Below are 25,098 nucleotides of genomic sequence, written 5' to 3' on the forward strand. Positions count from 1 at the left end.
AAGTTCTCTGGTTAGTACGACAGTGAACGTAGTGAGGTGGGCTTGAGGTGCTGGGGTGTGCGAGCAAGGCGAGTGAACGTGGAGCGCCAGGTGTCGCGTTGGTTGAGCAGGGTTTCAAGGCAGGCAGATACCTCCGTCTCGCTCGGACCGTTGCGCAAGGTTTGCATCAGCCAAAGCTCGCCACTCTCGGCGTTTCGAACCAGAGTGCCTTGGAAGAAGTTCAGGCTGGCTGCACCTAGGCGCAGCCAGCGTTGCAATGTCGTATTATCTAAGGGGCGCGCGGTCAACTGAACCTCCAATAAAATGAAGGTTTCTTGACGTTTCAAAATAATGGTGTCGTCACTTTCGAACACGGTGAGTTGTTGTTGTTCGTGATGGATTAACCAGTCACGGATAAGCGCTTTCATGTTATTGAAAACTTTCAATAGTTGTTTTCAAAGACAATTGCTCAATTCGCAGGTTCTCAGTGAACATTGAATTGGTCGCCGTTGCTTGCATTGATAACTTAAGGAATAGTTCTGCGTCCTGTTCATTTTCCATACCGCCTTCCGGGAAAGCATCAAGTTTTTTATACACGGAGTCGGCGATTTTGAATGCTTGGTATGAAAGGGCCTTAGGAAGCGTCATAAGAATTCCTTTGAGATTCTATTGTGGGTGTTTTTATTGACCGGGCCGATCTTGTTTTTGAGTGTGCTGGATATGTGGAGTCAGATGTCGATCCTGAACTCTTTACTGTGTTTGAAAAAAGCAGCGCGCATGGAACTCCAGCTAATACGAAAGTCCCCCTCATCCGTCTTCAATACCAGTGTCTTAGGAAGTATTGCTTCGTCTGCTTGGAGTTTCCAAATGGTTGTCTTCTCATCAACGAGGTGGCGTTTTATTTCATCAAAATCATCTGGGTGGCAGAGTAGGATCGCGCTGATTTCGTGGACATGATTCGTCAGCAATTGTTTCAAAAGAGCCGCCAGCCTAGTGGGCGCTGGCGTTTCGTCCAGCAAACACCGAATCGCCTCATTGGTGATCGAACTTGCGTATTGCTCGAGGTTGTCACACATGGTTTGACGGTCATGCTCCCAGCGTTTGAGCTGAGCATCAGCGCGTTGCCAGACGACCAGCGACGCCTCCTCCCTCAATAGCTCACATCTTTTTTCTGTCAAGCTCAGCAATTCGTCGGCTTGTTCATTGGCGTGCTTCAAGAGTTGCTCTGCTTGCTTCCAATTTTCAAGTTCTTCCCGTGGGATCAGGGGGCGTGGCAATCCACTCTTGTCCTTGGACAACTCAATCACATACCGGCATAACATCATTGACCTCCTTACCCGTATGAGTCTGGGGCTAGAGAGTGGCTTGGAGAGGCGTTGACACGCCAAATGACTGCTTGCCAGAGCGTGCTTAATCGGCTGCTCGCGCTCTCGAGGCAGGCATGACTCTTTTCCACCGCATCTACCCTCTGACGGGGAAAGCGCAATCGGAGTCGTTGCCAGATAGCAGGTTCGAGCCAGTTATGCAGCAGTTGTAATGGGTCGGCATCAAGTGACAGCATTGCAGGCGGTAGTGTCTTGGATAGCCGACTGCACCACTGGTGATGACTTTCACTCAAAAGGGATGCCACCTGAGGATTGAGCGTGTCGTGTGCGAGCGTCAGCGCCAAGTCGAGTTGTTCATTGGATGCGAGGGCTAGTCGCAGCACAGTGGGTTGGAGGGCAGGAGGTAAGCAGGCATTCACACCCATGAATACACCCGGTACTGATCCTCTGCTCCGAGAAAGCGCGTTAATCGCACCGTGCAAACCGTCCTTCCATTCTTCATCGGCATACCGCCAAGGGAATGCCCACCATTGAACCCAGGCCAGGTATTCACTCATGGGGTATTCGGTGCTATGCGTCATGTGCAGGGCCGATAGATCCGTTAAGCAGAGACGAGTCGTGTGGAGGGCGCTGACGCCGACGGTGCAGAAAGAGTGCGGCAACCACAGCTGCCACCACGCCGAGCAGAAACACGATTACGCAGTTCCGCCAAAAGCCAAGATCCTCGCCAGGTACCAAGAAAGGTCCCAAATACACTAGGCGTTGCTGTTCCTGGTAGACGGTCGCAGGTACGAATATCACGCTGAGTTTTTGCGGGTTGTCGATTGCCGTAGCCATTCCTGGAATGCTGCTAGCCACCATCCTGCGAACGCGCGCTCGGATGTTATCGGGATCCAGGCGTGGATCGTGTTTTATGAATACCGATGCAGACGCGGGCTGGACCGGCTCACCTGGTGCGATGCGTTCTGGCAGTACCACGTGCACACGGGCAACGATGACACCATCAATGTTGGACAGCGTAGCCTCGAGCTCTTGGGACAAGGCATAGATGTAGCGCGCCCGTTCTTCCAGTGGCGTGGAGATAACGCCTTCCTTGCGAAACGTAGCGCCCAGTGTGGTCCTCGTCACCCTGGGCAAGCCTGCGGCTTCCAATGTGCGTACGGCGCGTCCGATGTCGCTTGCGTTGACCGTCACGACCACACCATCTTTGGCCGGGATCTTTTGCGCGCGGATATGTTTATCTGCCAATTCTGCTATGACTTCATTCGCTTCTTGCTCAGAGAGTTGCCGGTGAAGTTCGACACGATCGCCACAGCCGTTCAGCATGATTGCGGCTGCCAATAATAATGTGAGAAGGAAAAAGTTTTTCATGATAACTACTGTAAGTTAGACACTTTATCAATGCCTTGAGTGGTCTTGGCAAGGCATTTTGCTAGCAATTGGGAGGTGACTTGGATGTTGGCCAATAAGCCTGGGAACTTACGAAATTGAGCAATATCTAGTTCTTTGCTGGTTGATTTCAGCAGATGCACCATACTTTTTCTTGACGTTGATAGAGGGCTAATGGCGTCGGCCGCTGCGGGGGGTAAAACAAGGCTGGAGCGGGGGAGGGGGGCCGTTGTTGAGTGTTCGAGTTGTGATGCAAAAAAACAGGAGTCTCTGCTGCATGTCGACACATCGTCTGCCATATCGGCAGAGGTGAGGCCTGGGTTTTTGCTAGAGCCAACGTATTCTATGATTTTCATAAGGTGCCTATTATATGAAACATCTACAAAAGACTTTCGCGAATAGAAGTGAGCGCTCACTGCCGGTTGAGGTAGAGGGCGACCTCTCGGGCGGAATTGCCCGAGAGGTATCGATTATCAGGTCTTAGCAACTTGGAGAAGGTCGTTCATGAATTTTTTATCGACTTGCTGCTTAGCTGCGGCAAGGTTTTTGGCTTTACTTTCTTCGTTTAGCTGCGACGCATCGCCTGCATCTGCGCCGCCTCCACTCGAGGGGCCACCGAAGCCTCCCTGACCAAAATATGGAGAGGGCGGGGCGTAACCGTTGATTGAGCTCATAGATATACTCCAGTTGTTGATTTCCACGTGCATGTGATGTGCTGTTGATCATGTTAGTGCGTCAAATTTTCACACAATATAATCTTGGCACTAGATATGTGGTGTGTAAGGCGAAGGGGTTCCGTGCAGCTGTTTTCCTAAATGTTTCAAGGCGTGTGGCTGAGTCGCCTGATATGTTTATTTGTTGCTTAAGTGCTGAGGCGCTGAGTGAAGTCGATCGGGCCGTTGTAGGGCGGGTATATGCTTTTAGCAATGGCGCGATCTATCCAGTGATATTTCCAGCTGTTTCATCCTGTAATATAACGTACGCTTGGGAACCCCCAATTCCATTGCCACGTTATCTACACAGTGCTGATGATGAAGTAACGATTGTTCAATCAGTGTTTTTTCAATTTGTTGCAGGCGTGTTTTCAGGTTCGTCTGCGTATCAGCCTGGTCAATCATGGGGATCAAAAGCGGTGGCAACCCCAATACGAACCGTTTGGCGGTGGAGCGCAACTCGCGTACATTGCCCAGCCACGCGTGGCACAGCAGTTGTTGCAACAGTTCGCCAGGCGGCGGCGGTGCACTACATTTGAACTGATCGGCTTCCTCGCGAATCATTTTCAGGAACAGGGGAATGATATGTTCACGCCGGTTCCGGAGTGCCGGAAGTTGGATGTTCACGACACTCAGGCGAAAGTAAAGATCGCGCCTGAAGGTGCCGTTCTCGACCATCAGGTGCAGCGAGTGCTGTGCCGACGCGATGACGCGCATGTCTACCGCGATGAAGCGAGTCGAGCCCAGGCGCTCAACACCACGCGACTCCAGCACACGTAACAGCTTCGCCTGCAGGTTCAATGGCATGCTGTCGATTTCATCCAAATACAACGTGCCTAAATGAGCCGCCTCGACGAATCCCGCCCGTGATTGCATGGCTCCCGTGAAGGCGCCGCTGTTGACGCCGAACAGCTGGCTTTCTGCGAGGCTTTCCGGAATCGCTGCGCAATTCACCGCGATGAAGCTCCCCCGTCGCCCGGATAAACGATGGATTCGCTGCGCTAAGGTGTCCTTGCCGGTTCCCGTTTCTCCCAGCAGCAAAATATCAATATTGAGCGAGGCAGTGCTGCTCAGTATTTCTTCAATGTCGGGGCCTTCAAGCAGTGAAACATTCGCTTTATTGTCCAGGGTGTCAGAGGCCGACATTGCATGATTGCTCCATAATCGTTATTGCTTCGCTATTGATGTGTAGGCTCGGTTCAGTAGATAGAATTCTATAAGTGTTGTCACTTGTTGTTGATCGTGTTGGACGCCAATATTGTGTAGGATAAGTTTGGTTTTGACTTGGATTTAATTTCTCGTCACAAGACTCGGGAATGTAAGTAGGGGAAGTCTGAAAAACTCTAATGCTTGGCGTGCGTATTGTTAAGTGCAGATAAACGGCGCCCACAAAAAAGCCGATGCAATGCATCGGCTTTTTTATTTGCGATATAAACCGCAGTTAACGCTTACACGTTAAAACGGAAGTGCATCACATCGCCATCTTTAACAATGTATTCCTTACCTTCCAAACGCCACTTACCCGCTTCCTTGGCACCGGCTTCACCCTTGAATTGGATGAAGTCGTTGTAGGCGATCACTTCAGCGCGGATAAAGCCTTTTTCGAAGTCGGTGTGGATCACGCCAGCAGCCTGCGGTGCGGTAGCACCGACCTTGACGGTCCAGGCGCGGACTTCTTCGACACCGGCGGTGAAGTAAGTCTGCAGGTGCAGCATTTCATAGCCAGCGCGGATCACACGGTTCAGGCCAGGCTCTTCCAGGCCCAGGGCCTCGAGGAACATGTCTTTTTCTTCGCCGTCATCCAGTTCGGCAATTTCTGCTTCGATCTTGTTGCATACCGGTACCACGATCGCGCCTTCTTCGTCGGCGATGGCCTTGACTACGTCGAGCAGCGGGTTGTTCTCGAAGCCGTCTTCGGCAACGTTGGCGATGTACATTACGGGCTTGGTAGTCAGCAGGTGGAAGCCCTTGATCACCGCTTTTTCGTCGGTGCTCATGTTCTTCATCAAGCTGCGCGCAGGCTTGCCTTCGGTGAAGTGAGCGATCAACTGCTCCAGCAGGCCTTTCTGGACCACGGCGTCCTTGTCACCACCCTTGGCGTTGCGTGCGACTTTCTGCAGTTGTTTCTCGCAGCTGTCGAGGTCGGCAAAGATCAGTTCCAGGTCGATGATCTCGATGTCGCGCTTGGGGTCGACGCTGTTGGAGACGTGAATCACGTTCTCGTCTTCAAAGCAGCGGACCACGTGGGCGATGGCATCGGTTTCACGGATGTTGGCCAGGAACTTGTTGCCCAGGCCTTCACCTTTCGAGGCGCCGGCAACCAGGCCAGCGATGTCGACGAACTCCATGGTGGTCGGCAAGATGCGCTTCGGATTGACGATGGCCGCCAATGCCGCCAGGCGCGGGTCCGGCATGGCCACGATACCGCTGTTAGGCTCGATGGTGCAGAAGGGGAAGTTCTCCGCTGCAATACCGGACTTGGTCAGAGCGTTGAACAGGGTGGATTTGCCGACGTTGGGCAGGCCGACGATGCCGCAATTGAATCCCATGGTGTTTCCCCTCGGTAAGAGTCAGGCCTTCTGGCTGTGCAGGTTTTTCATCGCGCGGTTCCATTCACCGGCGAAGATATCCGGCAGCACGCCGAGGGCAAAGTCGATGCTGGCATCGAGTTTTTCCTGTTCGGCGCGTGGCGCACGACCCAGGACGAAATTTGAAACCATACTGGCAACGCCTGGGTGGCCAATGCCGAGCCGCAGACGGTAGAAATTATTCTGATTGCCCAGCTGCGCAATGATGTCGCGCAGGCCATTGTGCCCGCCATGCCCGCCGCCCAGCTTGAGCTTGGCAACACCGGGTGGCAGGTCCAGTTCGTCATGGGCCACCAGGATTTCCTCGGGTTTGATCCGGAAGAAGCCCGCAAGCGCCGCGACAGCCTGGCCGCTGCGGTTCATGTAGGTGGTGGGAATCAGCAGACGAACATCCTGACCTTGGTGCGAAAAGCGCCCGGTCAGGCCAAAATATTTGCGATCAGCCACCAGGTTCACACCTTGCGCGTGGGCGATGCGCTCAACAAAAAGGGCCCCCGCGTTATGCCGGGTCTGTTCGTATTCGGCGCCTGGATTTCCCAGGCCAACGATCAGTTTAATGGCAGTCACGACAGGGGCCCTTCCTTTGGAGTTGTGGATAACATCACCGCAACCAAGTGTGCGGCGAAAGTGGACGACAGAAGCTATTTACTCAAGAGTAAACGCCGCGTTATCGCCCGCTTTCTCGCTACGTTCCGGTCCGCGATGTTTCCTCAAGCTCCGGCAATACAGAGTGAATTACTCTGCAGCGCCTTCTTCAGCTTCTGGAGCAACGCGTGGAGCGTGAACGTTGGCAACCGCTTTGTCATCACCGTGAGCCAGTGCAACAAACTCAACGCCTTTAGGGGCTTTGAGGTCGGACAGGTGAACGATAGCGCCGATTTCCAGAGCCGACAGGTCGACTTCGATGAACTCAGGCAGGTCTTTCGGCAGGCAGGTCACTTCGATTTCGTTCAGGACGTGCGAGATCTCGCCGCCTTTCTTGACCGGAGCGTCTTCACCAACAAAGTGCACAGGCACGATAGCGGTCAGTTTCTGGCCAGCTACAACGCGAACGAAGTCAGCGTGCATGATGAACTGCTTGGACGGGTGACGCTGCATCGCTTTAACGATGACGTTCTGCTTGGCGCCGTCGACGTTCAGCTCGATAACGTGGCTGTAGGCAGCTTCGTTTTCGAACAGCTTGGCGATTTCCTTGGCCAGGATGGTCACGGATTCAGCAGGCTTGTTACCACCGTATACAACGGCTGGGATGTTGGCGGCGTGACGCAGGCGGCGGCTCGCACCTTTCCCCAGGTCAGTACGCGCTTGAGCGTTCAGAGTAAAGTCAGTCATTTTGTATCTCCAAAATAGCCATCATCGAGGGGCGTTTGCGACCAGCGCCGTACTCGACATGGGCAAAAAAGCCCCGCCCCAACAGAATGTCGGGGCGGGGCGCTTTTCGTCAGTGGGATGTGCCGAAGGTGTGACCCTTAGCGGAACATCGCGCTGATCGATTCTTCATTGCTGATGCGGCGGACCGCCTCGGCAACGACCGGTGCGATATCCAGTTGACGGATACGCGCACAGGCTTGAGCTGCGGCGGACAACGGGATGGTGTTAGTCACCACCAGTTCGTCCAGCACGGAGTTCTCGATGTTCTCGATCGCTCGGCCCGACAGCACAGGGTGTGTGCAGTAGGCGAAGACTTTAGCCGCACCGTGCTCTTTCAAGGCTTTCGCCGCGTGGCACAGGGTGCCGGCGGTGTCGACCATGTCATCAACCAGAATACAGGTACGCCCTTCGACATCACCGATGATATGCATCACTTCAGAGTGATTGGCTTTCTCACGGCGTTTGTCGATGATCCCGAGGTCCACGCCCAGGGATTTGGCAACAGCCCGTGCACGCACGACGCCACCAATGTCCGGGGACACGATCATCAGGTTTTCAAAGCGCTGGTCTTCGATGTCATCCACCAATACGGGGGAGCCGTAGATGTTATCTACCGGAATATCGAAGAACCCCTGGATTTGGTCAGCGTGCAGGTCAACCGTGAGAACACGGTCGATACCTACCACGGTCAGCATGTCAGCGACGACTTTCGCGCTGATAGCCACACGTGCGGAACGCGGACGGCGATCCTGACGGGCATAACCAAAGTAAGGGATTACAGCTGTGATTCGAGTCGCTGAGGAGCGGCGGAAGGCATCAGCCATCACGACGAGTTCCATCAGGTTATCGTTGGTCGGAGCGCAAGTCGGCTGAATAATGAAGACGTCTTTACCGCGGACGTTTTCATTGATCTCGGCTGTAATTTCACCGTCGGAAAACTTACCGACAGAGATGTCACCGAGAGGGATATGCAGCTGACGTACGACACGCCGAGCCAGATCGGGGTTAGCATTCCCCGTAAAGACCATCATCTTGGACACGCGCAGTACCTAGAGGCTGAGGGTAACCTGGATGAGTATAGAAAATGGCAGGGGCGGCTGGATTCGAACCAACGCATGGCAGGATCAAAACCTGCTGCCTTACCGCTTGGCGACGCCCCTGTATCTGTTGCAACGAGTGCCTAACACTCGGTTCCTTTAGAGCAGACTTTGCAGCTTGCGATGCAACATCGAAACGTTGCTTCCCTTTGCTACAAACCCTGTAAGGGTCTCTGTAAGAAGGGCCGAGACTTTATCAGCTTCAGCTTTGCTTGGGAAGCCCCCAAACACACAACTTCCAGTTCCGGTTAATTTTGCTTCGGTAAATTTACCTAACAAATTCAAAGCGTTACGTACCTCTGGATAACGCCTTGCTACAACCGGTAAGCAGTCATTTCGACTGTTTCCCTTGGGAACGGGGCGCACTTTAATGGGAGAAGAGTTACGTGTCAACAACGGATCTGAAAAAATTTCTGCTGTACTTACAGATACTTGCGGCACAAGCACGACATACCATGGCTCTTCGGGGTATTCCGGGCTGAGTTTCTCCCCCACGCCCTCGGCGAAAGCCGCGTGCCCACGCACGAAAACCGGGACGTCGGCGCCCAGTGTCAGGCCCAGCACGGCCAGGCGATCATCGTCCCAACCCAGTTGCCACAAGTGATTCAGACCCAGCAATGTGGTTGCGGCATTCGAGCTGCCGCCGCCGATTCCACCGCCCATGGGCAAAATTTTATCGATCCAGATATCGATACCTAGCCTGCATCCGGATTGTTCCTGAAGTTTTTTCGCCGCCTTCACGATCAGGTTGCTGTCGTGAGGCACGCCTTCGAATTCGGTATGCAGCTTGATCACGCCATCGTCGCGCACGGCGAAGGTCAGCTCATCGCCGTAGTCAAGAAATTGAAACAGCGTCTGCAACTCGTGATAACCGTCTTCACGGCGACCGAGAATGTGCAGCATCAAATTGAGTTTGGCCGGGGAGGGCAGTGTCAGTGTTTGTGCCGTCACGTTATTGCCCCAGCTTGCGCGGTTGCCAGTCCTTGATCACCAGCGTGACGTCAAGGTCGGGGCCATGCAGTTTGATGCGCTCGGGCAGCGAATAACCGCTTTGCTCTACGTAGCTCAAATATTCCACCTGCCAGCCATCCTGCTCCAGTGTGGCCAGGCGGCTGTCGCCATTGAGGCTCAGGCGGCTCTTGCTGTCAGGCGCGGGCAGGCCGCGTACCCACCAGACCAGGTGAGACACCGGCAGCTTCCAGCCAATTTGTTCTTCCAGCAGCGTTTCCGGCGAAGTCGCTTCATAGCGCCCCTGATTGGCCACCTCGAGGCTGACTTGCCCTGGTCGACCGGTCAGGCGCGCTGCGCCACGCCCCAGCGGGCCGGACAGGCGGATATCGTAGTAGTCCTGGCGTTGCAGCCAGAACAAGGTGCCGCTGCCGGAATCCTTCGGCGCGCGCACCCCGACTTTGCCTTCGATCTGCCAGCCGTCGATGCTGCTGAGCTGATCTTTATGCTGCTTCCATTGCGCCGGGTTGCCCTGGCCTTCAACGGATTCACGGGCGCCGAAACCCGCGCAACCGGCGAGCAGGGCGATGAAGCTGAAAACAACAATGTGGCGCAAGAACATAAGCTTAAAGGGTCTCGGATCCGGTCAGGCGCTTGATGGTGCCGCGCAGGATGGGGCTTTCGGGTTGTTCCTTGAGGAATTTTTCCCAGATCTGGCGTGCTTCGCGCTGTTTGCCATTGGCCCACAGCACTTCGCCCAGGTGAGCGGCAACTTCCTGGTCGGGGAAGCGCTCCAGCGCCTGGCGCAGCAAGCGTTCGGCTTCGTCCAGGTTGCCCAGGCGGTAATTCACCCAGCCCAGGCTGTCGAGTACGGCCGGGTCTTCCGGGTTGAGCTTGTGGGCTTGTTCGATCAACACCTTGGCTTCGTCATAACGCGTGGTGCGGTCGGACAAGGTGTAACCCAAGGCGTTGAGGGCCATGGCGTTATCGGGGTCGCGCTTGATGATCAGGCGTAGGTCTTTTTCCATTTGTGCCAGGTCATTGCGTTTTTCCGCCTGCATGGCGCGGGTATACAGCAGGTTCAAATCGTCGGGGAATTGCAACAAGGCTTGTTGCAGCAGTTTCCAGGCGCGCTCGCCCTGATTGTTGGCCGACAAGGTCTCAGCCTGAATCAGGTACAGCTGGATCGCATAGTCCGGCTCGGCATCGCGGGCCGCAGCCAGGCGTTTTTCCGCCTCGTCGGTGCGGCCGTTGCTCATCAGGATATCGGCCTGGCGCAACTGGGCTGGCAGGTAATCATTGCCGGGGCCAACCTGGGCGTATTCGAGCAGGGCGGCCTGTGGATCGTTGCGCTCCTCGGCGATGCGGCCAAGGTTCAGGTGCGCCGAATCCACGTGGCTCTCGCGCTGGATCAACTCTTCCAGGTAGCCCTTGGCCTCGTCCCAGGCCTTGGCTTCCAGGCACACCAGTGCCAGGGAATAGCGCAATTCGTCATCGTCCGGGTATTGCTGGACCAAGCTGGCGAACTGCACTTTGGCGTCCTCCATGCGGTCCTGCTCCACCAGCATGCGCGCGTAGGTCAGGCGCAGGCGTTTGTCTTCCGGATACTTCTTGATGCTTTTTTCCAGCAGTGGAATCGCTTCCTTGCCGCGATTGAGGTTCTGCAGCAGGCGCGCACGCAACAGGATCGGGGCGATTTCGCCTTCTTCCGGCGGATTCTGCTCCAGCAGTTTCAGCGCGGCGTCGGCTTCGTCATCCTGTTGCAGCAGCAAGGCCTTGCCGAAAATCAGTTGGCTGTTCTTCGGATGTTTTTGCAGCAGGCGGTCGAAGCTCTTCATCAAACCGTTGCGCGTGTCCTGGTCCGTGTCGGCCGCCGACAGCGCGAGGAAGTCGAAATGGGTGTCGCCCTTGCCCTGCAGGACCTTCTCCATATAGACCATGGAGTCGTCATAGCGCCCGGCGCGTGCCAGTTGAACGGCCGCCGCGCGTTGGGCTTCCAGGTCGTCCGGTGCGTTTTTGGCCCAGATCAGCGACGTGTCCAGCGCAGCCTGGTCGGCGCCCAGGTACTCGGCGATGCGGAACGCGCGCTCGGAAATCCCCGGATCCTGAGTGTTGATGGCCTGGGTCACGTAGTTATCCAGGGCAATGTCGAAACGATTGCGCTGGCCGGCCAGCTCCGCGCTCAGCAGGCTGAACACCGTTTCTTCAGTGAACGAGGAATAAACCTTGGGCTTTTCAGGGGCGGGGGTGCTGTCTTCCACCGGCGGCGTACCGTCCGGCGACACGGGTGCCATGGCCTGGCAGCCGCTGAGGAAGACAAAAGCAAGGAGCAACGCGGAAGATCTATTCATATAGGAAAAGGACGACTAACCTGCGGTCGGATCATCATGACACAAGCCTTCGGCCAAACATAACCGAGTCTCAATGGGTGCCTTTATAGACACAAGGCATTAGGACAATAGCTTACGGTGGTTGTTCTGAATCTTTCGAAGTAGGACAATTGTCGGCTTCCCGACATCATCAGCGATATTGAATGGCCTTCCTCGCACTCGGTATTAACCACAAGACTGCCTCCGTAGACGTGCGCGAGCGCGTGGCGTTTACGCCAGAGCAGTTGGTTGAGGCCCTGCAGCAGCTCTGCCGGCTCACCGACAGTCGCGAAGCTGCGATCCTTTCGACCTGCAATCGCAGCGAGCTTTATATAGAGCAGGAACATCTTTCAGCGGATGTCGTACTGCGCTGGCTCGCCGATTACCACCATTTGGATCTCGACGACCTGCGCGCGAGCGCTTACGTGCACGAAGAGGATGCGGCAGTTCGTCACATGATGCGTGTGGCGTCCGGTCTCGATTCGCTGGTGTTGGGCGAACCGCAGATTCTTGGCCAGATGAAGTCCGCCTATGCCGTGGCGCGCGAGGCCGGTACTGTTGGCCCGTTATTGGGTCGTTTGTTCCAGGCCACCTTCAATTCCGCCAAGCAGGTACGCACTGACACCGCCATCGGTGAAAACCCGGTATCCGTGGCGTTTGCTGCCGTCAGCCTGGCCAAACAGATTTTCAGTGACTTGCAGCGCAGCCAGGCCCTGCTGATCGGCGCCGGCGAGACCATCACCCTGGTCGCCCGCCACCTGCATGACCTGGGCGTGAAGCGCATTGTGGTCGCCAACCGTACCCTGGAGCGGGCGAGCATCCTTGCCGAGCAGTTCGGTGCGCATGCCGTGTTGCTGGCGGATATCCCGGCCGAGCTGGTGCGCAGCGATATCGTCATCAGCTCCACCGCCAGCCAGTTGCCGATCCTGGGCAAGGGCGCGGTCGAGAGCGCCTTGAAGCTGCGCAAGCACAAGCCCATCTTCATGGTGGATATTGCCGTTCCGCGGGATATCGAACCCGAAGTCGGCGAGTTGGACGACGTTTACCTCTATAGCGTCGACGATCTGCACGAAGTGGTCGCCGAAAACCTCAAGAGCCGCCAGGGCGCCGCCCAGGCGGCCGAAGAGATGGTCAGCACCGGCGCCGAAGACTTCATGGTGCGCCTGCGTGAATTGGCGGCGGTGGATGTGCTCAAGGCGTATCGTCAGCAGGGCGAACGCCTGCGCGACGAAGAGCTGATCAAGGCCCAGCGTTTGCTGGCCAACGGCAGCAGCGCCGAAGAAGTGCTGATGCAACTGGCGCGCGGTCTCACCAACAAATTGCTCCACGCGCCCAGCGTACAATTAAAAAAGCTTACCGCCGAAGGCCGCCTCGATGCGCTGGCCATGGCCCAGGAACTCTTTGCCCTCGGTGAGGGCGCGTCAGATAGCTCTTCGGATAAAAAACCGCAATGAAAGCGTCACTGCTCAATAAACTGGACGTGCTCCAGGACCGTTTCGAAGAACTGACCGCCTTGCTTGGTGATGGCGAAGTCATCTCTGATCAGGCCAAATTCCGTACGTATTCCAAGGAGTACGCGGAAGTTGAGCCAATTGTGACCACCTATGGGCAGTGGCTTAAAACCCAGGCCGACCTCGAGGGCGCCCAGGCGCTGCTCAAGGATAGCGACCCGGACATGCGCGAAATGGCCGTGGAAGAAGTCCGCGAAGCCAAGGACAAGCTGATCGCGTTGGAGGGCGACCTGCAACGCATGCTGTTGCCCAAAGACCCGAATGATGGGCGCAACGTATTCCTTGAAATCCGTGCCGGCACCGGGGGTGACGAGGCGGCGATTTTCTCCGGCGACCTGTTCCGCATGTATTCGCGGTATGCCGAGCGTCGCGGTTGGCGGGTAGAAATCCTCTCCGAGAACGAAGGCGAGCATGGCGGCTATAAAGAAGTCATCGCGCGGGTTGAAGGCGACAACGTCTACGGCAAGCTCAAGTTCGAATCGGGTGCGCACCGCGTACAGCGCGTGCCGGCGACCGAGTCCCAGGGCCGTATCCACACTTCGGCGTGCACCGTAGCCGTGCTGCCCGAGCCGGATGAGCAGGAAGCCATCGAGATCAACCCGGCCGACTTGCGCGTCGACACCTACCGCTCGTCGGGCGCTGGCGGTCAGCACGTCAACAAGACCGACTCCGCCATCCGCATCACTCACTTGCCGTCGGGCATCGTGGTGGAATGCCAGGAAGAACGCTCCCAGCACAAGAACCGTGCACGGGCCATGTCCTGGCTGTCGGCCAAACTCAACGACCAGCAGACCAGCGCCGCCGCCAACGCGATTGCCAGCGAACGCAAGCTGTTGGTGGGCTCGGGCGACCGCTCCGAGCGCATCCGTACCTACAACTTTGCCCAGGGCCGGGTCACCGACCACCGGGTCAACCTCACGCTGTACTCCCTGGACGAGATTCTCGCCGGTGGCGTGGACGCCGTGATCGAGCCGTTGCTTGCCGAATACCAGGCCGACCAATTAGCGGCGATAGGTGAATAAATGACCATCATCGCCAGCCTGCTGCGCGCCGCCGACCTGCCTGACTCGCCTACCGCGCGCCTGGATGCCGAATTGTTGCTGGCGGCGGCCCTGGGTAAGTCCCGCAGCTACTTGCACACCTGGCCCGAGAAAATCGTCAGCAGCGAACACGCGCTGACGTTGGCCGGCTACCTGCAACGCCGTCGCAGCGGTGAGCCGGTGGCGTATATCCTGGGCCAGCAAGGTTTCTGGAAGCTGGACCTGGAGGTCGCGCCCCACACGCTGATCCCGCGCCCGGACACTGAGTTGCTGGTGGAAGCCGCCTTGGAGTTGTTACCGGCCACGCCCGCCAAGGTCCTTGACCTGGGCACTGGCAGTGGCGCCATCGCCTTGGCCTTGGCCAGCGAACGCCCGGCCTGGCAAGTCACCGCCGTCGACCGTGTGTTGGAAGCCGTGGCCCTGGCCGAGCGCAACCGTCAGCGGTTGCACCTCAATAACGCCACTGTGTTGAACAGCCATTGGTTCAGTGCGCTGCAAGGTCATGCCTACGACCTGATCATCAGCAACCCGCCGTACATCGCCGCCAACGATCCGCACCTGGTAGCGGGCGATGTGCGCTTTGAGCCGGCCAGCGCGCTAGTGGCTGGCCATGATGGCTTGGACGACCTGCGCCTGATCATCAAACAGGCCCCCGCTCATCTGAATGCGGGCGGCCGCCTACTGTTGGAGCATGGTTACGATCAGGCCCCGGCTGTGCGCGACCTGCTGCTGAGTGAAGGTTTCGAAGACGTGCACAGCCGCATCGACCTCGGCGGCCACGAGCGCATCACCCTGGGACGCCGGCCGTGCTGACCGATCAGGAGCTGTTGCGCTATAGCCGACAGATTCTGTTGCAGCATGTCGACATCGACGGCCAAATACGCCTGAAAAATGGCCGAGCCTTGATCGTCGGCCTCGGTGGCCTGGGCGCGCCCGTTGCGCTGTACCTGGCGGCGGCGGGCGTGGGCGAATTGCATCTGGCGGACTTCGACACTGTCGACCTGACCAACCTGCAACGCCAGATCATCCATGACACCGACAGCGTCGGGCAGACCAAAGTCGATTCGGCCCTGCGCCGCCTGACGGCCATCAACCCCGAAATCACGTTGATTGCCCACCGCGCCGCGCTGGATGCCGATTCACTGGCAGCAGCGGTCGAAGCGGTGGACGTTGTGCTTGATTGCAGTGACAATTTCTCCACCCGCGAAGCGGTCAACGCGGCTTGCGTCGCGGCCGGCAAACCTTTGATCAGCGGTGCCGCCATTCGCCTTGAAGGGCAACTGTCGGTGTTCGATCCGCGCCGCGCCGAGAGCCCGTGCTACCACTGTTTATATGGGCACGGTAGCGATACCGAACTCACCTGCAGCGAAGCCGGCGTGGTCGGCCCGCTGGTGGGGCTGGTCGGTAGCCTGCAAGCGTTGGAAGCCTTGAAACTGCTGGCCGGTTTCGGTGAGCCCCTGGTGGGCCGTTTGTTGCTGATCGATGCCTTGACCACGCGTTTTCGCGAGTTACGCGTCAAACGTGACCCCGGTTGCAGCGTGTGCGGGACGCAACATGGTTAAGGGCGCGCCAATCGGTGTGTTCGATTCCGGTATCGGCGGGTTGACCGTGCTGGACGAAATCCAGCAGCTGTTGCCCCACGAATCACTGCTGTACGTGGCCGATTGCGGGCACATTCCCTACGGCGAGAAAAGCCCGGCGTTTATCCTTGAGCGTTCGCGGCGGGTGGCGGCGTTTTTTCGCGAGCGGGGCGCCAAGGCGTTCGTGATTGCCTGTAATACCGCCACGGTCGCCGCTGTTGCCGACTTGCGCCTGGATTTTCCCGATTGGCCGTTGGTGGGCATGGAGCCAGCCGTCAAGCCCGCAGCCGCCGCTACTCGCAGTGGCGTCGTCGGGGTGCTTGCCACCACCGGTACGTTGCAAAGCGCCAAGTTCGCCGCCTTGCTCGACCGCTTCGCCACCGATGTGAAGGTCGTGACCCAGCCGTGCCCCGGCCTGGTTGAACTGATTGAAAGCGGTGACCTGAACAGCCCAGCCCTGCGCCAGATGTTGCAGGGTTACATCGAACCGCTGCTCAGCGCCGGCTGCGACACCATCATTCTTGGTTGCACCCACTATCCCTTCCTCAAGCCACTCCTGGCGCAGATGCTGCCTCCCAGCATCATCCTCATCGACACCGGCGCCGCCGTGGCCCGCCAGCTCAAGCGTCTGCTGGGCGAGCGCGACCTGCTGGCCGACGGCTACCCTGAACCCGCGCAGTTCTGGACCAGCGGCGATGTGTATCACCTAAGAAATATCCTACCGACACTATGGAAATATCCGGGCGATGTGCGAAGCTTCGCTTCGTGAAAAATTCGTGAAATACCGGCGTTATAAGCTGGAACTTCTGACTACACGCCAGCTTCTATAGCGAGATAGCCTGTACAAAACCATATAACTTCGTTTGGAAAGGATGTTTCTTATGAAGCGCTTGTTCTGTTTGGCCGCGATTGCGGCCGCTGTAGTGGGGCACTCTGTTTCGGCGCAGGCCGCTGGCCTGGAGTTCGGTGTGGGGAGCACCAGCGATTCGACCATGACCTATCGGCTGGGGCTGACATCGGACTGGGACAAAAGCTGGTGGCAGAGCGATACCGGTCGACTGACCGGCTACTGGAGCGGCGCCTACACCTATTGGGACGGTGACAAGCGCGCCAGCGTCAGCAGCCTGTCGTTCTCGCCGGTGTTTGTGTATGAGTTTGCCGGGGAGAGGGTCAAACCGTACATCGAAGCGGGGATTGGCGTGGCGGTGTTCTCGCGCACCAAAGTGGAAGACAACAACATCGGCCAGGCTTTCCAGTTCGAAGACCGCTTGGGCTTCGGCCTGCGCTTTGCGGGCGGACATGAAGTGGGCATTCGTGCCACGCATTATTCCAACGCGGGCATCAGCAGCAACAACGATGGGGTAGAAAGTTACTCGGTGCACTACACCCTACCGCTGTAACCCTCCAAAAGAACTGTGGTGAGCGAGCTTGCCTCGCGCGGGGCAAGCCCGCTCACTACAAAAGCCAAGGGATCAGCGGTAGGCCGTTGCGATCCCTTCGCGCTCGGTCAGGCACTCCGGCGCCCCCATCTCGAACTCCCGGCAGATCAGCGGCCGTCGCTCGTAGATCGTGCACATCATCGTGTCCCGATCCAGCGCCGCGCACCAGCCGTCGTCCAGACGCAACATCACTTCGCCGCCCCAGTCATCGGTATCGATATAGCGTTCCGGCACACCGGTGTCGGTGATCAGCATGACTTCCAGCTGGCAGCAGCAGGCCGCGCACGTCGAGCAGGTGACGGCGGGTTCGGTGATTTGGGTGTGGGGGATGTTGGACATGGCGGCAGCTTCAAGCTTTGAGCGGCAAGCTGCAAGTAAAAGCCGACCGACTTCAGTTTTTTGTGGCAGCGTTTGCGAGCAGGATAAAGAGCAAAGCCCACAGCAGTGCCAATGCGACCAGGCTTGCACCCAAGGAATAACCGAAGTTCACCCCGGCAAGTTGACTACCGGCGTAGTAAGACATCGGGCCGCCCACGCTGCCCAGTAAAGCGGCACGCCACCAAGGCTGAGTGCTCCAGGCCAGGCAATGACGCAGTGTGGTCGCCAATAACGCCCAGAGCATTATCAACCACAGCGGAATCAACGGCCCAGGCTCGCTGAACTGGAAAAAACCCACGGTGCGTAACAACGTATCTATCAACGTGCCCAATAAGGTCACGCCCAGGATCAACCTGCCGTCCTCAGCCCACGAACTTATCCACAGCAGGTGAATCGCCAGCGCAGCCAGCCCAACGAGAAGCCACAAACTGTCGCCACCCAGCACACACGCAAACCAACCGCACTGAAACAGCACGGCGTTGGCCAGCGTCTTAAGCACTGAAGCGCCCGAGCAGCGGCGGGTTGATCGCGGACGGCTTGGCCAGCAGCAATTGCGCGGTGCCGATGGTGCGCTCCATAAAGCCACCTTCGCAGTAGCACAGGTAGAACTCCCACAGCCGCAGGAAGTATTCGTCGTAGCCCAGTTCTGCAAGGCGGCCGTGTGCGCGGCGAAAGTTCTCATGCCACAGGCGCAAGGTTCGCGCGTAGTGCAGGCCGAAATCTTCCATGTGCAGCAGGTTCATGTCGGTGTCGCGGCTGACGATCTGCAGCATCTTTTGCACGCAAGGCAGAGCGCCGCCGGGGAAAATGTAGCGCTGGATAAAGTCGACGTTGGTTTTCGCCTGTTCGTAGCGTTGGTCACGAATGGTGATGGCTTGCAGCAGCATCAGGCCGTCGCTCTTGAGCAGGTGCGCGCACTGTTTGAAGTAGGTCGGCAGAAAGCGATGGCCCACCGCCTCGATCATCTCGATGGACACCAGTTTGTCGTACTGGCCAGTAAGGTCGCGGTAATCCTGCAACAGCAGCGTGACCTGGTCCTGCAAGCCCAGGGCTGCGATGCGTTTTTCGGTGTAGGCGAACTGCTCCTTGGACAAGGTCGTGGTGGTGACCTTGCAGTCATAATGCTGCGCGGCATACAGCGCCATGCTGCCCCAGCCGGTGCCGATCTCCAGCAGGTGGTCGCTCGGTTTGAGCGCCAGCTTCTGGCAGATGCGCTCCAGCTTGTTCAGTTGCGCCTGCTCCAAAGTGTCGTCGGCGGTCAGGAATTGCGCCGCCGAGTACATCATGGTCGGGTCGAGGAATTCTTCGAACAGGTCATTGCCCAGGTCGTAGTGGGCGGCGATATTTTTCTGCGAGCCCTTGCGTGTATTGCGATTGAGCCAGTGCAGGCCCTGGGTGAACGGACGGGCCAGGCGAGCGAGGCCGCCTTCCATTGCGTCGAGCACATCGAGGTTGCTGACCATCACGCGAACCACTGCTGTGAGGTCCGGGCTGCTCCAGTAACCGTGGATAAATGCCTCACCGGCGCCGATAGAACCGTTGGCTGCCACCAGGCCCCACACGGCCGAATCAAGGATCTGGATTTCGCCCAGCAGGTGCGCTTCGCGTGCGCCGAAGACTTGCCGCTCGCCGTCCTCGATCACCACCAACTGGCCATGGCGCAATTGGCTGAGTTGACGCAGCACGGCCTTGCGCAGCAGCGCGGCGGTCATGCCGTTGACGTTCAGGCGATGGGTCTTGACCGATAAGCTAGGGGATTTCATGGCGGCGATCCTTGGTGTACCCGACTGCAGTGCGAGAGGCGCCATCGGCGGCCCGGTGGGAAAAAATCGGTGTGCGTTTGAGCAACAGGCGCAGGGCCTGCAAATAGATCGCGAGGCAGGTCTTGGCGGTCATCCAGGGAAAGCGCCACAGGTAGCGGTGCAGGCTCGCGCGGTTGAGCGTCTCTTTTTGCAGGCTCAAGGTCGCATCGAAGACTTTCAGTTCGCCTTGCCAATCGGCCATGTGCACGCCGAGTCTGGCGGCGGGCGGGCTGAAGCTCATGCGGTATTCCAGGTCGCGCGGCAAGAATGGCGAGACATGGAAGGCCTTGGCCACGGCGAAGTGTTGGTGCTCCTCCGCAGCCAGGGCCTGGGCCGGCAGCACGTAGTGATAACGCTCGCGCCATGGGGTGTTGGTCACTTCACACAGGATCGCGGCCAGACGTCCGTCGCTCTCGAAGCAGTAGAAGAAACTCACGGGATTAAAAGCCAGGCCCCAACTGCGGGCCTGGGTCAGTAGGCAGATAACGCCCTGGGGTGTGCGCCCCAGCGCCTTGCCGACTTCCTGGCGCACCGCATCGCTCAAACTCATGCCGGTGCGCGTCAATTCACGCAGGTAGTCCTGCTGGCGAAAACCGAAGGGCGCCAGGCGGCTACGTCCGGCCAGGGGCGAAAGGCCAAGCACTTCGTGTTCTTCGCTCAAATCCAGGTACAGCAAGCCGATGCGGTAGCGAAAGGCATGGGCCTTGGGCGCAAACCGGCGATGGGCAATCCAGCCGCTGTACAGGGCGCTGTTCACAGGGTTTCCCCAAAGGCTTGGGCCACGTGCAGCGCGCTGACCACGCCGTCTTCGTGGAAGCCGCTGGCCCAATAGGCGCCGCAATAAAAGGTATTGCGTACGCCCGAAATTTCTTCCCGACGCCCTTGAGCGGCCACCGCCGCCAGACTGTATTGCGGGTGGGCGTAGGTGTAGCGGGCGAGCACCTTCAGCGGGTTGATCATCGGCGTCTGGTTGAGGCTGACGCAAAAGGTGGTGGCGCTGTCGATGCCTTGCAGGATGTTCATGTCATAGGTCACGGCCGCCTGCTTCTGCGCCGTGCCGCTCAGCCGGTAGTTCCAGCTGGCCCAGGCCAGTTTGCGGTCGGGCAGCAGACGGGTATCGGTGTGCAGCACCACGTCGTTGTCGGCGTAGGGCAGGGCACCGAGGATGTCTTGTTCGGCCTGGCTCGGGTCGGCCAATAACGCCAGGGCTTGGTCGCTGTGACAGGCGAAGACCACGCGATCGAATGCCTCACTGCCGGCCAGGCTGTGGATAACCACGCCGTCGTCGCTGCGCTCGACGTTATGCACAGGGCAATTGAGGCGGATCTGTTCACGAAAGCTGCGGGTCAGCGGTTCGATGTAACGGCTGGAGCCCCCCTCGATCACGCACCATTGCGGGCGGTTGCTCACTGACAGCAAACCGTGGTTCTTGAAGAAACGCACGAAGAACTGCAAGGGGAAACCCATCATGTCGGCCAGGGACATCGACCAGATCGCCGCGCCCATCGGTACGATGTAATGGCGGATAAACCGCTCGCCATAACCGTTGGCGTCGAGGTAGTCGCCCAGGGTCATCTCGGCGCTGATGCGCTGTTCCTGCAGGTCGAGCGGCGCCTCGCGATTGAAGCGCAAGATGTCACGCAGCATGCCCCAGAACCCCGGCGACAAAATATTGCGACGCTGGGCAAACAAGCTGTTGAGGTTATTGCCGTTGTATTCGAACCGAGTGTTTTCGTCGCACACCGAAAAGCTCATCTCGGTGGGTTTGAACGTCACCCCGATCTGCCCAAGCAGGCGAATGAAGTTGGGGTAGGTCCAGTCGTTGAATACGATGAAGCCCGTATCCACCGCATAGCTTTTACCCTCGACAGTCACGTTGACCGTGTGGGTATGCCCGCCGATGCGGTCGCCCGCTTCGAACAGCGTGACCTCATGCTGGCGGCTGAGCAGGTAGGCACTGGTCAGCCCCGCGATACCGCTGCCGATGATAGCGATCTTCACAGGTCGTCCTTCTTCGGCGGTGGGCTGCGTAGCATGCGCTTGCCGATGACCAACTGCGCGCGATTCGGCAGTTTCGACAGCGGCCAGAGGGCGGCAATGAACAGCGCGGGAAAGGCAATCTCCAGAGGACGCTTTTCCAGCTTGTTGAAGATATGCTTCGCAGCCTTGTCCGCCGGCCAACTGAGTGGCATGGGGAAGTCATTGCGTTCGGTGAGCGGCGTGTCGACAAACCCCGGGCTGATCACTGTAACGTCGATATTTTCCGGCGACAGGCTGATGCGCAAGGATTCGAACAGGTAGCGCAGGCCGGCCTTCGACGCACCGTAGGCTTCGGCGCGGGGCATCGGCAGGTAGGTCACGGCGCTGGCGACTCCCACCAGATGTGGCGTGTGCCCTGCGCGCAACAGTGGCAGCGCGGCTTCGATGCAATAACTGCTGGCCAGCAGGTTAGTGCGCACCACGTGCTCGATGATCGATGAATCAAACTGCTGTGCGTCTACGTACTCACAGGTGCCTGCATTGAGGATTACGGTGTCCAGCGAACCCCAGACCACGCCAATATGTTCACCGATCTCGCGCACGGTCTGGCTGTTGGTCAGGTCGCCCGCGACTACCAGCACTTGGCCGGGGTAACGCTGCGCGAGCGCTTCCAAAGGCCCTTTGGTGCGCGAACTCAGCGCTACATGGGCGCCGCTGTTGAGCAACTCCACGGCCAGCGCGGCCCCGATGCCACTGCTGGCGCCGGTCAGCCAATAACGACGGGGCACTGTGCTGCTCATCCCATTCTCCTTTTCAGCCAACTGATGACGCTGCCCAGTACGGGCAAGTGTTCGTACAGCAGGGCGCCGGCATCGAAGTAATCTCGATGGCGGTACACCTTGTCACGCCACATCAAGTGCGAGCAGCCTTCCACGCGGATGACCTTGCCGCCCGCCAGGCGCGGGTGGCAGAAACTCATTTTCCAGCGCAGGTAACCTTCGCCTTCGGCCACCTGGTCGAAGCCGTGGAAGTCGAAGCGCAGTTGGCTGACGTTGCTGTACAGCTCTGCGAAGTAGCGGTGCAGGGCGGGCAGGCCGTGGACTTCGTGCAGCGGGTCGGCAAAGGCGATGTCCGGGCTGTACAGGTTGTCGAGCAAATGCAGGTTGTGCTTGTCGAGCGTGGCGAACGCCTGGGCGAATCGGCGCAGGAAATCACTCATGTTCGCCCCCGACAGCATGGCGCGAAGGTAGGCTGCGGAAGGCGGCCAGGGCGCGTTCGCGGGATTTCTTCAGGTCGACAATCGAACGCGGGTAGTCGGCCACGCCGAACAAGCCGCCGACGGCTTCGGGGTTGTGCACTTCTTTTTTATTCAGCGCGGCCAATTCCGGCAGCCAGTGCTTGATGAAAATGCCCTCGCTGTCGAATTTCTCCGACTGACTCAACGGGCTGAATATCCGGAAGTACGGCGCCGAATCAGTGCCGGTGGACGAGCTCCACTGCCAGCCGCCGTTGTTGGCAGCGAGGTCGCCATCGATCAAGTGGCGCATGAAGAAACGCTCGCCTTCGCGCCAGTCGATCAGTAGGTTCTTGGTCAGGAACATCGCCACCACCATGCGCAGGCGGTTGTGCATCCAGCCGGTTTCCAGCAGTTGGCGCATGGCGGCGTCGATGATCGGCAAGCCGGTACGCGCTTCCTGCCAGGCGGCCAGGTCCTTGGGCGCGTTGCGCCAGGCCACGGCTTCGGTCTCGGGGCGGAACGCGCGATGGCGTGAGACCCGTGGGTAACCCACCAGGATGTGCTTGTAGAACTCGCGCCAGAGCAGTTCGTTGATCCAGGTGATGGCGCCCATGTCGCCACTTTCGAACTCGCCGCCGTTGGTTTGCAGCGCGGCATGCAGGCACTGGCGCGGCGAAACCACGCCCGCCGCGAGGTAGGCGGAGAGCTGACTGGTGCCGGGCTTGGCGGGGAAGTCGCGCTCGTCCTTGTAGTAGCTGATTTGCTGGTCGGCGAAGGCGTCGAGGCGACGTCGGGCTTCGTCTTCACCGGCAGGCCAGAGGGCGCGCAGTGCTTCGCTGGGTGGTTCGAAACAATCGACCGTGTTCGGCACGGGATCGCTTTTGAGCTTGATCGGTGCCTGGGCTTTTGGTGCTGCGACCGTGCGCGGCAGAGCGCTGTGCAGGCGGGTGTAGCAAACCTTGCGGAACTGGCTGAACACCTGGAAATACGTGCCCGTTTTGGTCAACACGCTGCCGGGTTGGAAGAACAGTTGATCAAGGTAGCTGTGGAACGTCACGCCATCGGCTTCCAAGGCCTTGGACACCGCAGCGTCCCGACGACTTTCGTGGATGCCGTATTCCTCGTTGACGTGGACCGACTCAACCGACAGTTCACGGCACAGTTTGCTCAATACGTCGGGCGCCTTATCCCAGGTGGCCGCAGTGCGAATCAGCAGGGGGATGTTCCGCGCGCCCAGCGTCTTGCTCAGGTCTTGCAGGTTACGTAGCCAAAAGTCGACTTTGCACGGCGCATCGTCGTGGGCGAGCCATTGCTGCGGCGTGATCAGGTACACGGCGGCAATCGGTCCTCGCTGGCTCGCGGCGGCCAGGGCGGTGTTGTCGTGTAGGCGCAGGTCGGTGCGCAGCCAGATCAAATGCATTTAAACGAGTCCACGCTGGATCAATAGCTGGTGGGCCGACAACAGCTCTTCGGCGACGAACAAATCAGGGATGTCCTGGGTTAATACGGTCAACTCGGCCTGGTGGATGCATACCGTTGGTCCGACCATCAATTTTGGGCAACTGACGCCACTCAAAAGTTTTGCGAAAACCGACAGGTGGAGCGCCTTGCTCGAATACAGCAGCACGGCGCGCGGTTGCAGGTGCTCCACTGCCAGCGCCAGTTCGCCGGCAGGCAGCGGCCAGTCGAACACTTCCACCGGGCAATCGGCGCTGCTGGCGAGCCAGGCGCTGAGCCACAGGTGCGGCTCCAAGGGCAGGTCGGATTGATTCACCAGCAGCAGCGGCGCGCCATGCAGCTGGCGATTGTTGTGATAGATGCGCGCACCAAACTTGCTACGCAGCCAGGACAGGAAAAACACCCGCTCCATCTGTGCGCCGAACTGGCCTTGCCAGCGTTGTTCCAACTCCTGCAGCAATGGCAGCAGCAGTTGCTCGCACAGTGTGCGCGGCGGGTATAGCGCCATGGCTTGGTTGAAGGCGTCATCCACCCGGCGCTCGGCCAATTCGCTGATGGCCTGCACCAGGGTCTGGCGCAAGGTGTGCCATTCGTTTTCCACGGCATCGGGAACGCTGAGTGCTGAGTCGATCAGGCCTTTGACCTGGCTCACCGGCACGCCGCGATTAAGCCAGGTGAGGATGGTGTGGATGCGTTGTACATGTTCGGCGCTGAACAACCGATGGCCCTTGGGCGTGCGCTGGGGCACGATCAGGCCATAGCGGCGTTCCCAGGCGCGCAGGGTCACGGCGTTGACGCCGGTCTGGCGCGCCACCTCGCGGATCGGCAGCCAGCCGTCTTCGAGGGCTTGGGCGATGTCTTCGCCGGGTTCGTCTTGCAGGGCAGCTTTCATGG

General features: G+C 58.5%; 28 protein-coding genes and 1 tRNA gene. 6 read left to right on the forward strand and 23 right to left on the reverse strand.

Features of this window, described 5'->3' with window-relative positions; translation table 11 throughout:
* Window positions 1-11: 11 nt before the first annotated feature.
* The 14 genes from H096_RS04160 to H096_RS04225 all read right to left on the reverse strand — a co-directional run bounded on the left by H096_RS04160 (window position 12) and on the right by H096_RS04225 (window position 11,761).
* Complete coding sequence (locus H096_RS04160; RefSeq protein ID WP_033896945.1) at window positions 12-407, reverse strand: hypothetical protein; 396 nt, start codon at window positions 405-407, stop codon at window positions 12-14.
* 1 nt (window position 408) lies between these two features.
* Window positions 409-627 (reverse strand): hypothetical protein, encoded by a 219-nt coding sequence (locus tag H096_RS04165; RefSeq protein WP_033896946.1) that lies wholly within the window; start codon window positions 625-627, stop codon window positions 409-411.
* An 80-nt stretch (window positions 628-707) separates the two neighbouring features.
* The gene (gene sctL / locus H096_RS04170) at window positions 708-1,256 is read right to left on the reverse strand and encodes a type III secretion system stator protein SctL (RefSeq protein WP_346963005.1); all 549 of its coding nucleotides are present in this window, start codon (window positions 1,254-1,256) and stop codon (window positions 708-710) included.
* Window positions 1,257-1,874: 618 nt separating this feature from the next.
* Complete coding sequence (gene sctJ, locus H096_RS04175; RefSeq protein ID WP_033896949.1) at window positions 1,875-2,675, reverse strand: type III secretion inner membrane ring lipoprotein SctJ; 801 nt, start codon at window positions 2,673-2,675, stop codon at window positions 1,875-1,877.
* Window positions 2,676-3,166: 491 nt separating this feature from the next.
* Window positions 3,167-3,367: a hypothetical protein gene (locus tag H096_RS04180; protein ID WP_033896950.1), complete on the reverse strand. Its 201-nt coding sequence runs from the start codon at window positions 3,365-3,367 to the stop codon at window positions 3,167-3,169.
* 246 nt (window positions 3,368-3,613) lie between these two features.
* The gene (locus tag H096_RS04185; RefSeq protein ID WP_033896951.1) at window positions 3,614-4,552 is read right to left on the reverse strand and encodes a sigma 54-interacting transcriptional regulator; all 939 of its coding nucleotides are present in this window, start codon (window positions 4,550-4,552) and stop codon (window positions 3,614-3,616) included.
* Window positions 4,553-4,854: 302 nt separating this feature from the next.
* Window positions 4,855-5,955 (reverse strand): redox-regulated ATPase YchF, encoded by a 1,101-nt coding sequence (gene ychF, locus H096_RS04190; RefSeq protein WP_033896952.1) that lies wholly within the window; start codon window positions 5,953-5,955, stop codon window positions 4,855-4,857.
* Between the two features lie 21 nt (window positions 5,956-5,976).
* The gene (pth, locus tag H096_RS04195; protein ID WP_010213318.1) at window positions 5,977-6,561 is read right to left on the reverse strand and encodes an aminoacyl-tRNA hydrolase; all 585 of its coding nucleotides are present in this window, start codon (window positions 6,559-6,561) and stop codon (window positions 5,977-5,979) included.
* Between the two features lie 168 nt (window positions 6,562-6,729).
* Window positions 6,730-7,326, reverse strand: coding sequence for a 50S ribosomal protein L25/general stress protein Ctc (locus tag H096_RS04200; protein WP_033896953.1), 597 nt, complete (start codon window positions 7,324-7,326; stop codon window positions 6,730-6,732).
* Between the two features lie 137 nt (window positions 7,327-7,463).
* The gene (locus tag H096_RS04205) at window positions 7,464-8,405 is read right to left on the reverse strand and encodes a ribose-phosphate pyrophosphokinase (RefSeq protein ID WP_003171603.1); all 942 of its coding nucleotides are present in this window, start codon (window positions 8,403-8,405) and stop codon (window positions 7,464-7,466) included.
* Between the two features lie 45 nt (window positions 8,406-8,450).
* Window positions 8,451-8,525 (reverse strand) — tRNA-Gln (locus H096_RS04210).
* 36 nt (window positions 8,526-8,561) lie between these two features.
* Entirely contained in the window at window positions 8,562-9,365 is an 804-nt protein-coding gene (gene ispE, locus H096_RS04215) for a 4-(cytidine 5'-diphospho)-2-C-methyl-D-erythritol kinase (protein WP_241495480.1), read from the reverse strand.
* A 49-nt stretch (window positions 9,366-9,414) separates the two neighbouring features.
* Window positions 9,415-10,032, reverse strand: a complete 618-nt coding sequence (gene lolB / locus H096_RS04220) for a lipoprotein insertase outer membrane protein LolB (RefSeq protein ID WP_033896955.1) — start codon at window positions 10,030-10,032, stop codon at window positions 9,415-9,417.
* A 4-nt stretch (window positions 10,033-10,036) separates the two neighbouring features.
* Window positions 10,037-11,761 (reverse strand): tetratricopeptide repeat protein, encoded by a 1,725-nt coding sequence (locus tag H096_RS04225; protein ID WP_033896956.1) that lies wholly within the window; start codon window positions 11,759-11,761, stop codon window positions 10,037-10,039.
* Between the two features lie 182 nt (window positions 11,762-11,943).
* Between H096_RS04225 and hemA the strand changes: the two genes are divergently transcribed.
* The 6 genes from hemA (at window position 11,944) to H096_RS04255 (ending at window position 17,310) form a co-directional block, all read left to right on the forward strand.
* Entirely contained in the window at window positions 11,944-13,233 is a 1,290-nt protein-coding gene (gene hemA / locus H096_RS04230) for a glutamyl-tRNA reductase (RefSeq protein WP_033896957.1), read from the forward strand.
* A complete protein-coding gene (gene prfA / locus H096_RS04235; RefSeq protein ID WP_033896958.1) occupies window positions 13,230-14,312 on the forward strand; it encodes a peptide chain release factor 1 in 1,083 nt (360 codons plus the stop codon). Before hemA ends, prfA begins: the two co-directional genes overlap by 4 nt.
* Window positions 14,313-15,143: a peptide chain release factor N(5)-glutamine methyltransferase gene (prmC, locus tag H096_RS04240; protein WP_033896959.1), complete on the forward strand. Its 831-nt coding sequence runs from the start codon at window positions 14,313-14,315 to the stop codon at window positions 15,141-15,143. It begins immediately after the preceding gene.
* Window positions 15,137-15,892 (forward strand): molybdopterin-synthase adenylyltransferase MoeB, encoded by a 756-nt coding sequence (locus tag H096_RS04245; protein WP_033896960.1) that lies wholly within the window; start codon window positions 15,137-15,139, stop codon window positions 15,890-15,892. Before prmC ends, H096_RS04245 begins: the two co-directional genes overlap by 7 nt.
* Window positions 15,885-16,679, forward strand: a complete 795-nt coding sequence (gene murI / locus H096_RS04250) for a glutamate racemase (protein ID WP_033896961.1) — start codon at window positions 15,885-15,887, stop codon at window positions 16,677-16,679. The genes H096_RS04245 and murI overlap by 8 nt, the downstream gene beginning before the upstream one ends.
* Window positions 16,680-16,791: 112 nt before the next feature.
* Window positions 16,792-17,310, forward strand: a complete 519-nt coding sequence (locus H096_RS04255; RefSeq protein ID WP_033896963.1) for an acyloxyacyl hydrolase — start codon at window positions 16,792-16,794, stop codon at window positions 17,308-17,310.
* Window positions 17,311-17,382: 72 nt separating this feature from the next.
* Here the strand turns inward: H096_RS04255 and H096_RS04260 are convergent, their stop codons facing one another.
* From H096_RS04260 to H096_RS04300, 9 genes are read right to left on the reverse strand one after another with little or no spacing between them, the layout of a single operon-like run.
* A complete protein-coding gene (locus tag H096_RS04260; RefSeq protein ID WP_033896965.1) occupies window positions 17,383-17,688 on the reverse strand; it encodes a YkgJ family cysteine cluster protein in 306 nt (101 codons plus the stop codon).
* Window positions 17,689-17,740: 52 nt separating this feature from the next.
* On the reverse strand, window positions 17,741-18,226 hold the full coding sequence (locus tag H096_RS04265; RefSeq protein WP_033896966.1) for a DUF2878 domain-containing protein: 486 nt from the start codon (window positions 18,224-18,226) through the stop codon (window positions 17,741-17,743).
* Window positions 18,219-19,490 (reverse strand): cyclopropane-fatty-acyl-phospholipid synthase family protein, encoded by a 1,272-nt coding sequence (locus H096_RS04270; RefSeq protein WP_033896967.1) that lies wholly within the window; start codon window positions 19,488-19,490, stop codon window positions 18,219-18,221. Before H096_RS04270 ends, H096_RS04265 begins: the two co-directional genes overlap by 8 nt.
* Window positions 19,477-20,286, reverse strand: a complete 810-nt coding sequence (locus tag H096_RS04275) for a DUF1365 domain-containing protein (RefSeq protein WP_033896968.1) — start codon at window positions 20,284-20,286, stop codon at window positions 19,477-19,479. The genes H096_RS04270 and H096_RS04275 overlap by 14 nt, the downstream gene beginning before the upstream one ends.
* The gene (locus H096_RS04280; RefSeq protein WP_033896969.1) at window positions 20,283-21,530 is read right to left on the reverse strand and encodes an FAD-dependent oxidoreductase; all 1,248 of its coding nucleotides are present in this window, start codon (window positions 21,528-21,530) and stop codon (window positions 20,283-20,285) included. The genes H096_RS04275 and H096_RS04280 overlap by 4 nt, the downstream gene beginning before the upstream one ends.
* Window positions 21,527-22,309: an SDR family NAD(P)-dependent oxidoreductase gene (locus H096_RS04285; RefSeq protein ID WP_033896973.1), complete on the reverse strand. Its 783-nt coding sequence runs from the start codon at window positions 22,307-22,309 to the stop codon at window positions 21,527-21,529. The genes H096_RS04280 and H096_RS04285 overlap by 4 nt, the downstream gene beginning before the upstream one ends.
* Window positions 22,306-22,728, reverse strand: coding sequence for a nuclear transport factor 2 family protein (locus tag H096_RS04290; RefSeq protein WP_033896974.1), 423 nt, complete (start codon window positions 22,726-22,728; stop codon window positions 22,306-22,308). The genes H096_RS04285 and H096_RS04290 overlap by 4 nt, the downstream gene beginning before the upstream one ends.
* Window positions 22,721-24,166 carry a deoxyribodipyrimidine photo-lyase gene (phrB, locus tag H096_RS04295; RefSeq protein ID WP_033896975.1) on the reverse strand — a complete coding sequence of 482 codons (1,446 nt, stop codon included), beginning with the start codon at window positions 24,164-24,166 and terminating at the stop codon, window positions 22,721-22,723. Before phrB ends, H096_RS04290 begins: the two co-directional genes overlap by 8 nt.
* Window positions 24,167-25,096 (reverse strand): MerR family transcriptional regulator, encoded by a 930-nt coding sequence (locus tag H096_RS04300; protein WP_033896976.1) that lies wholly within the window; start codon window positions 25,094-25,096, stop codon window positions 24,167-24,169.
* Window positions 25,097-25,098 lie beyond the last annotated feature (2 nt).

The sequence above is a fragment of the Pseudomonas sp. FH1 genome, assembly GCF_000510895.2.
Classification (GTDB): Bacteria; Pseudomonadota; Gammaproteobacteria; order Pseudomonadales; family Pseudomonadaceae; genus Aquipseudomonas; species Aquipseudomonas azotoformans_A.

Bases quoted from the DNA above. Each gene is read 5' to 3' on its own strand.
- H096_RS04160 (WP_033896945.1), bottom strand. From the start codon at position 407: ATGAAAGCGCTTATCCGTGACTGGTTAATCCATCACGAACAACAACAA.
- H096_RS04165 (WP_033896946.1), bottom strand. From the start codon at position 627: ATGACGCTTCCTAAGGCCCTTTCATACCAAGCATTCAAAATCGCCGAC.
- sctJ (WP_033896949.1), bottom strand. From the start codon at position 2,675: ATGAAAAACTTTTTCCTTCTCACATTATTATTGGCAGCCGCAATCATG.
- H096_RS04180 (WP_033896950.1), bottom strand. From the start codon at position 3,367: ATGAGCTCAATCAACGGTTACGCCCCGCCCTCTCCATATTTTGGTCAG.
- H096_RS04185 (WP_033896951.1), bottom strand. From the start codon at position 4,552: ATGTCGGCCTCTGACACCCTGGACAATAAAGCGAATGTTTCACTGCTT.
- ychF (WP_033896952.1), bottom strand. From the start codon at position 5,955: ATGGGATTCAATTGCGGCATCGTCGGCCTGCCCAACGTCGGCAAATCC.
- H096_RS04200 (WP_033896953.1), bottom strand. From the start codon at position 7,326: ATGACTGACTTTACTCTGAACGCTCAAGCGCGTACTGACCTGGGGAAA.
- ispE (WP_241495480.1), bottom strand. From the start codon at position 9,365: ATGCTGCACATTCTCGGTCGCCGTGAAGACGGTTATCACGAGTTGCAG.
- lolB (WP_033896955.1), bottom strand. From the start codon at position 10,032: ATGTTCTTGCGCCACATTGTTGTTTTCAGCTTCATCGCCCTGCTCGCC.
- H096_RS04225 (WP_033896956.1), bottom strand. From the start codon at position 11,761: ATGAATAGATCTTCCGCGTTGCTCCTTGCTTTTGTCTTCCTCAGCGGC.
- hemA (WP_033896957.1), top strand. From the start codon at position 11,944: ATGGCCTTCCTCGCACTCGGTATTAACCACAAGACTGCCTCCGTAGAC.
- prfA (WP_033896958.1), top strand. From the start codon at position 13,230: ATGAAAGCGTCACTGCTCAATAAACTGGACGTGCTCCAGGACCGTTTC.
- prmC (WP_033896959.1), top strand. From the start codon at position 14,313: ATGACCATCATCGCCAGCCTGCTGCGCGCCGCCGACCTGCCTGACTCG.
- murI (WP_033896961.1), top strand. From the start codon at position 15,885: ATGGTTAAGGGCGCGCCAATCGGTGTGTTCGATTCCGGTATCGGCGGG.
- H096_RS04255 (WP_033896963.1), top strand. From the start codon at position 16,792: ATGAAGCGCTTGTTCTGTTTGGCCGCGATTGCGGCCGCTGTAGTGGGG.
- H096_RS04260 (WP_033896965.1), bottom strand. From the start codon at position 17,688: ATGTCCAACATCCCCCACACCCAAATCACCGAACCCGCCGTCACCTGC.
- H096_RS04270 (WP_033896967.1), bottom strand. From the start codon at position 19,490: ATGAAATCCCCTAGCTTATCGGTCAAGACCCATCGCCTGAACGTCAAC.
- H096_RS04285 (WP_033896973.1), bottom strand. From the start codon at position 22,309: ATGAGCAGCACAGTGCCCCGTCGTTATTGGCTGACCGGCGCCAGCAGT.
- H096_RS04290 (WP_033896974.1), bottom strand. From the start codon at position 22,728: ATGAGTGATTTCCTGCGCCGATTCGCCCAGGCGTTCGCCACGCTCGAC.
- phrB (WP_033896975.1), bottom strand. From the start codon at position 24,166: ATGCATTTGATCTGGCTGCGCACCGACCTGCGCCTACACGACAACACC.
- H096_RS04300 (WP_033896976.1), bottom strand. From the start codon at position 25,096: ATGAAAGCTGCCCTGCAAGACGAACCCGGCGAAGACATCGCCCAAGCC.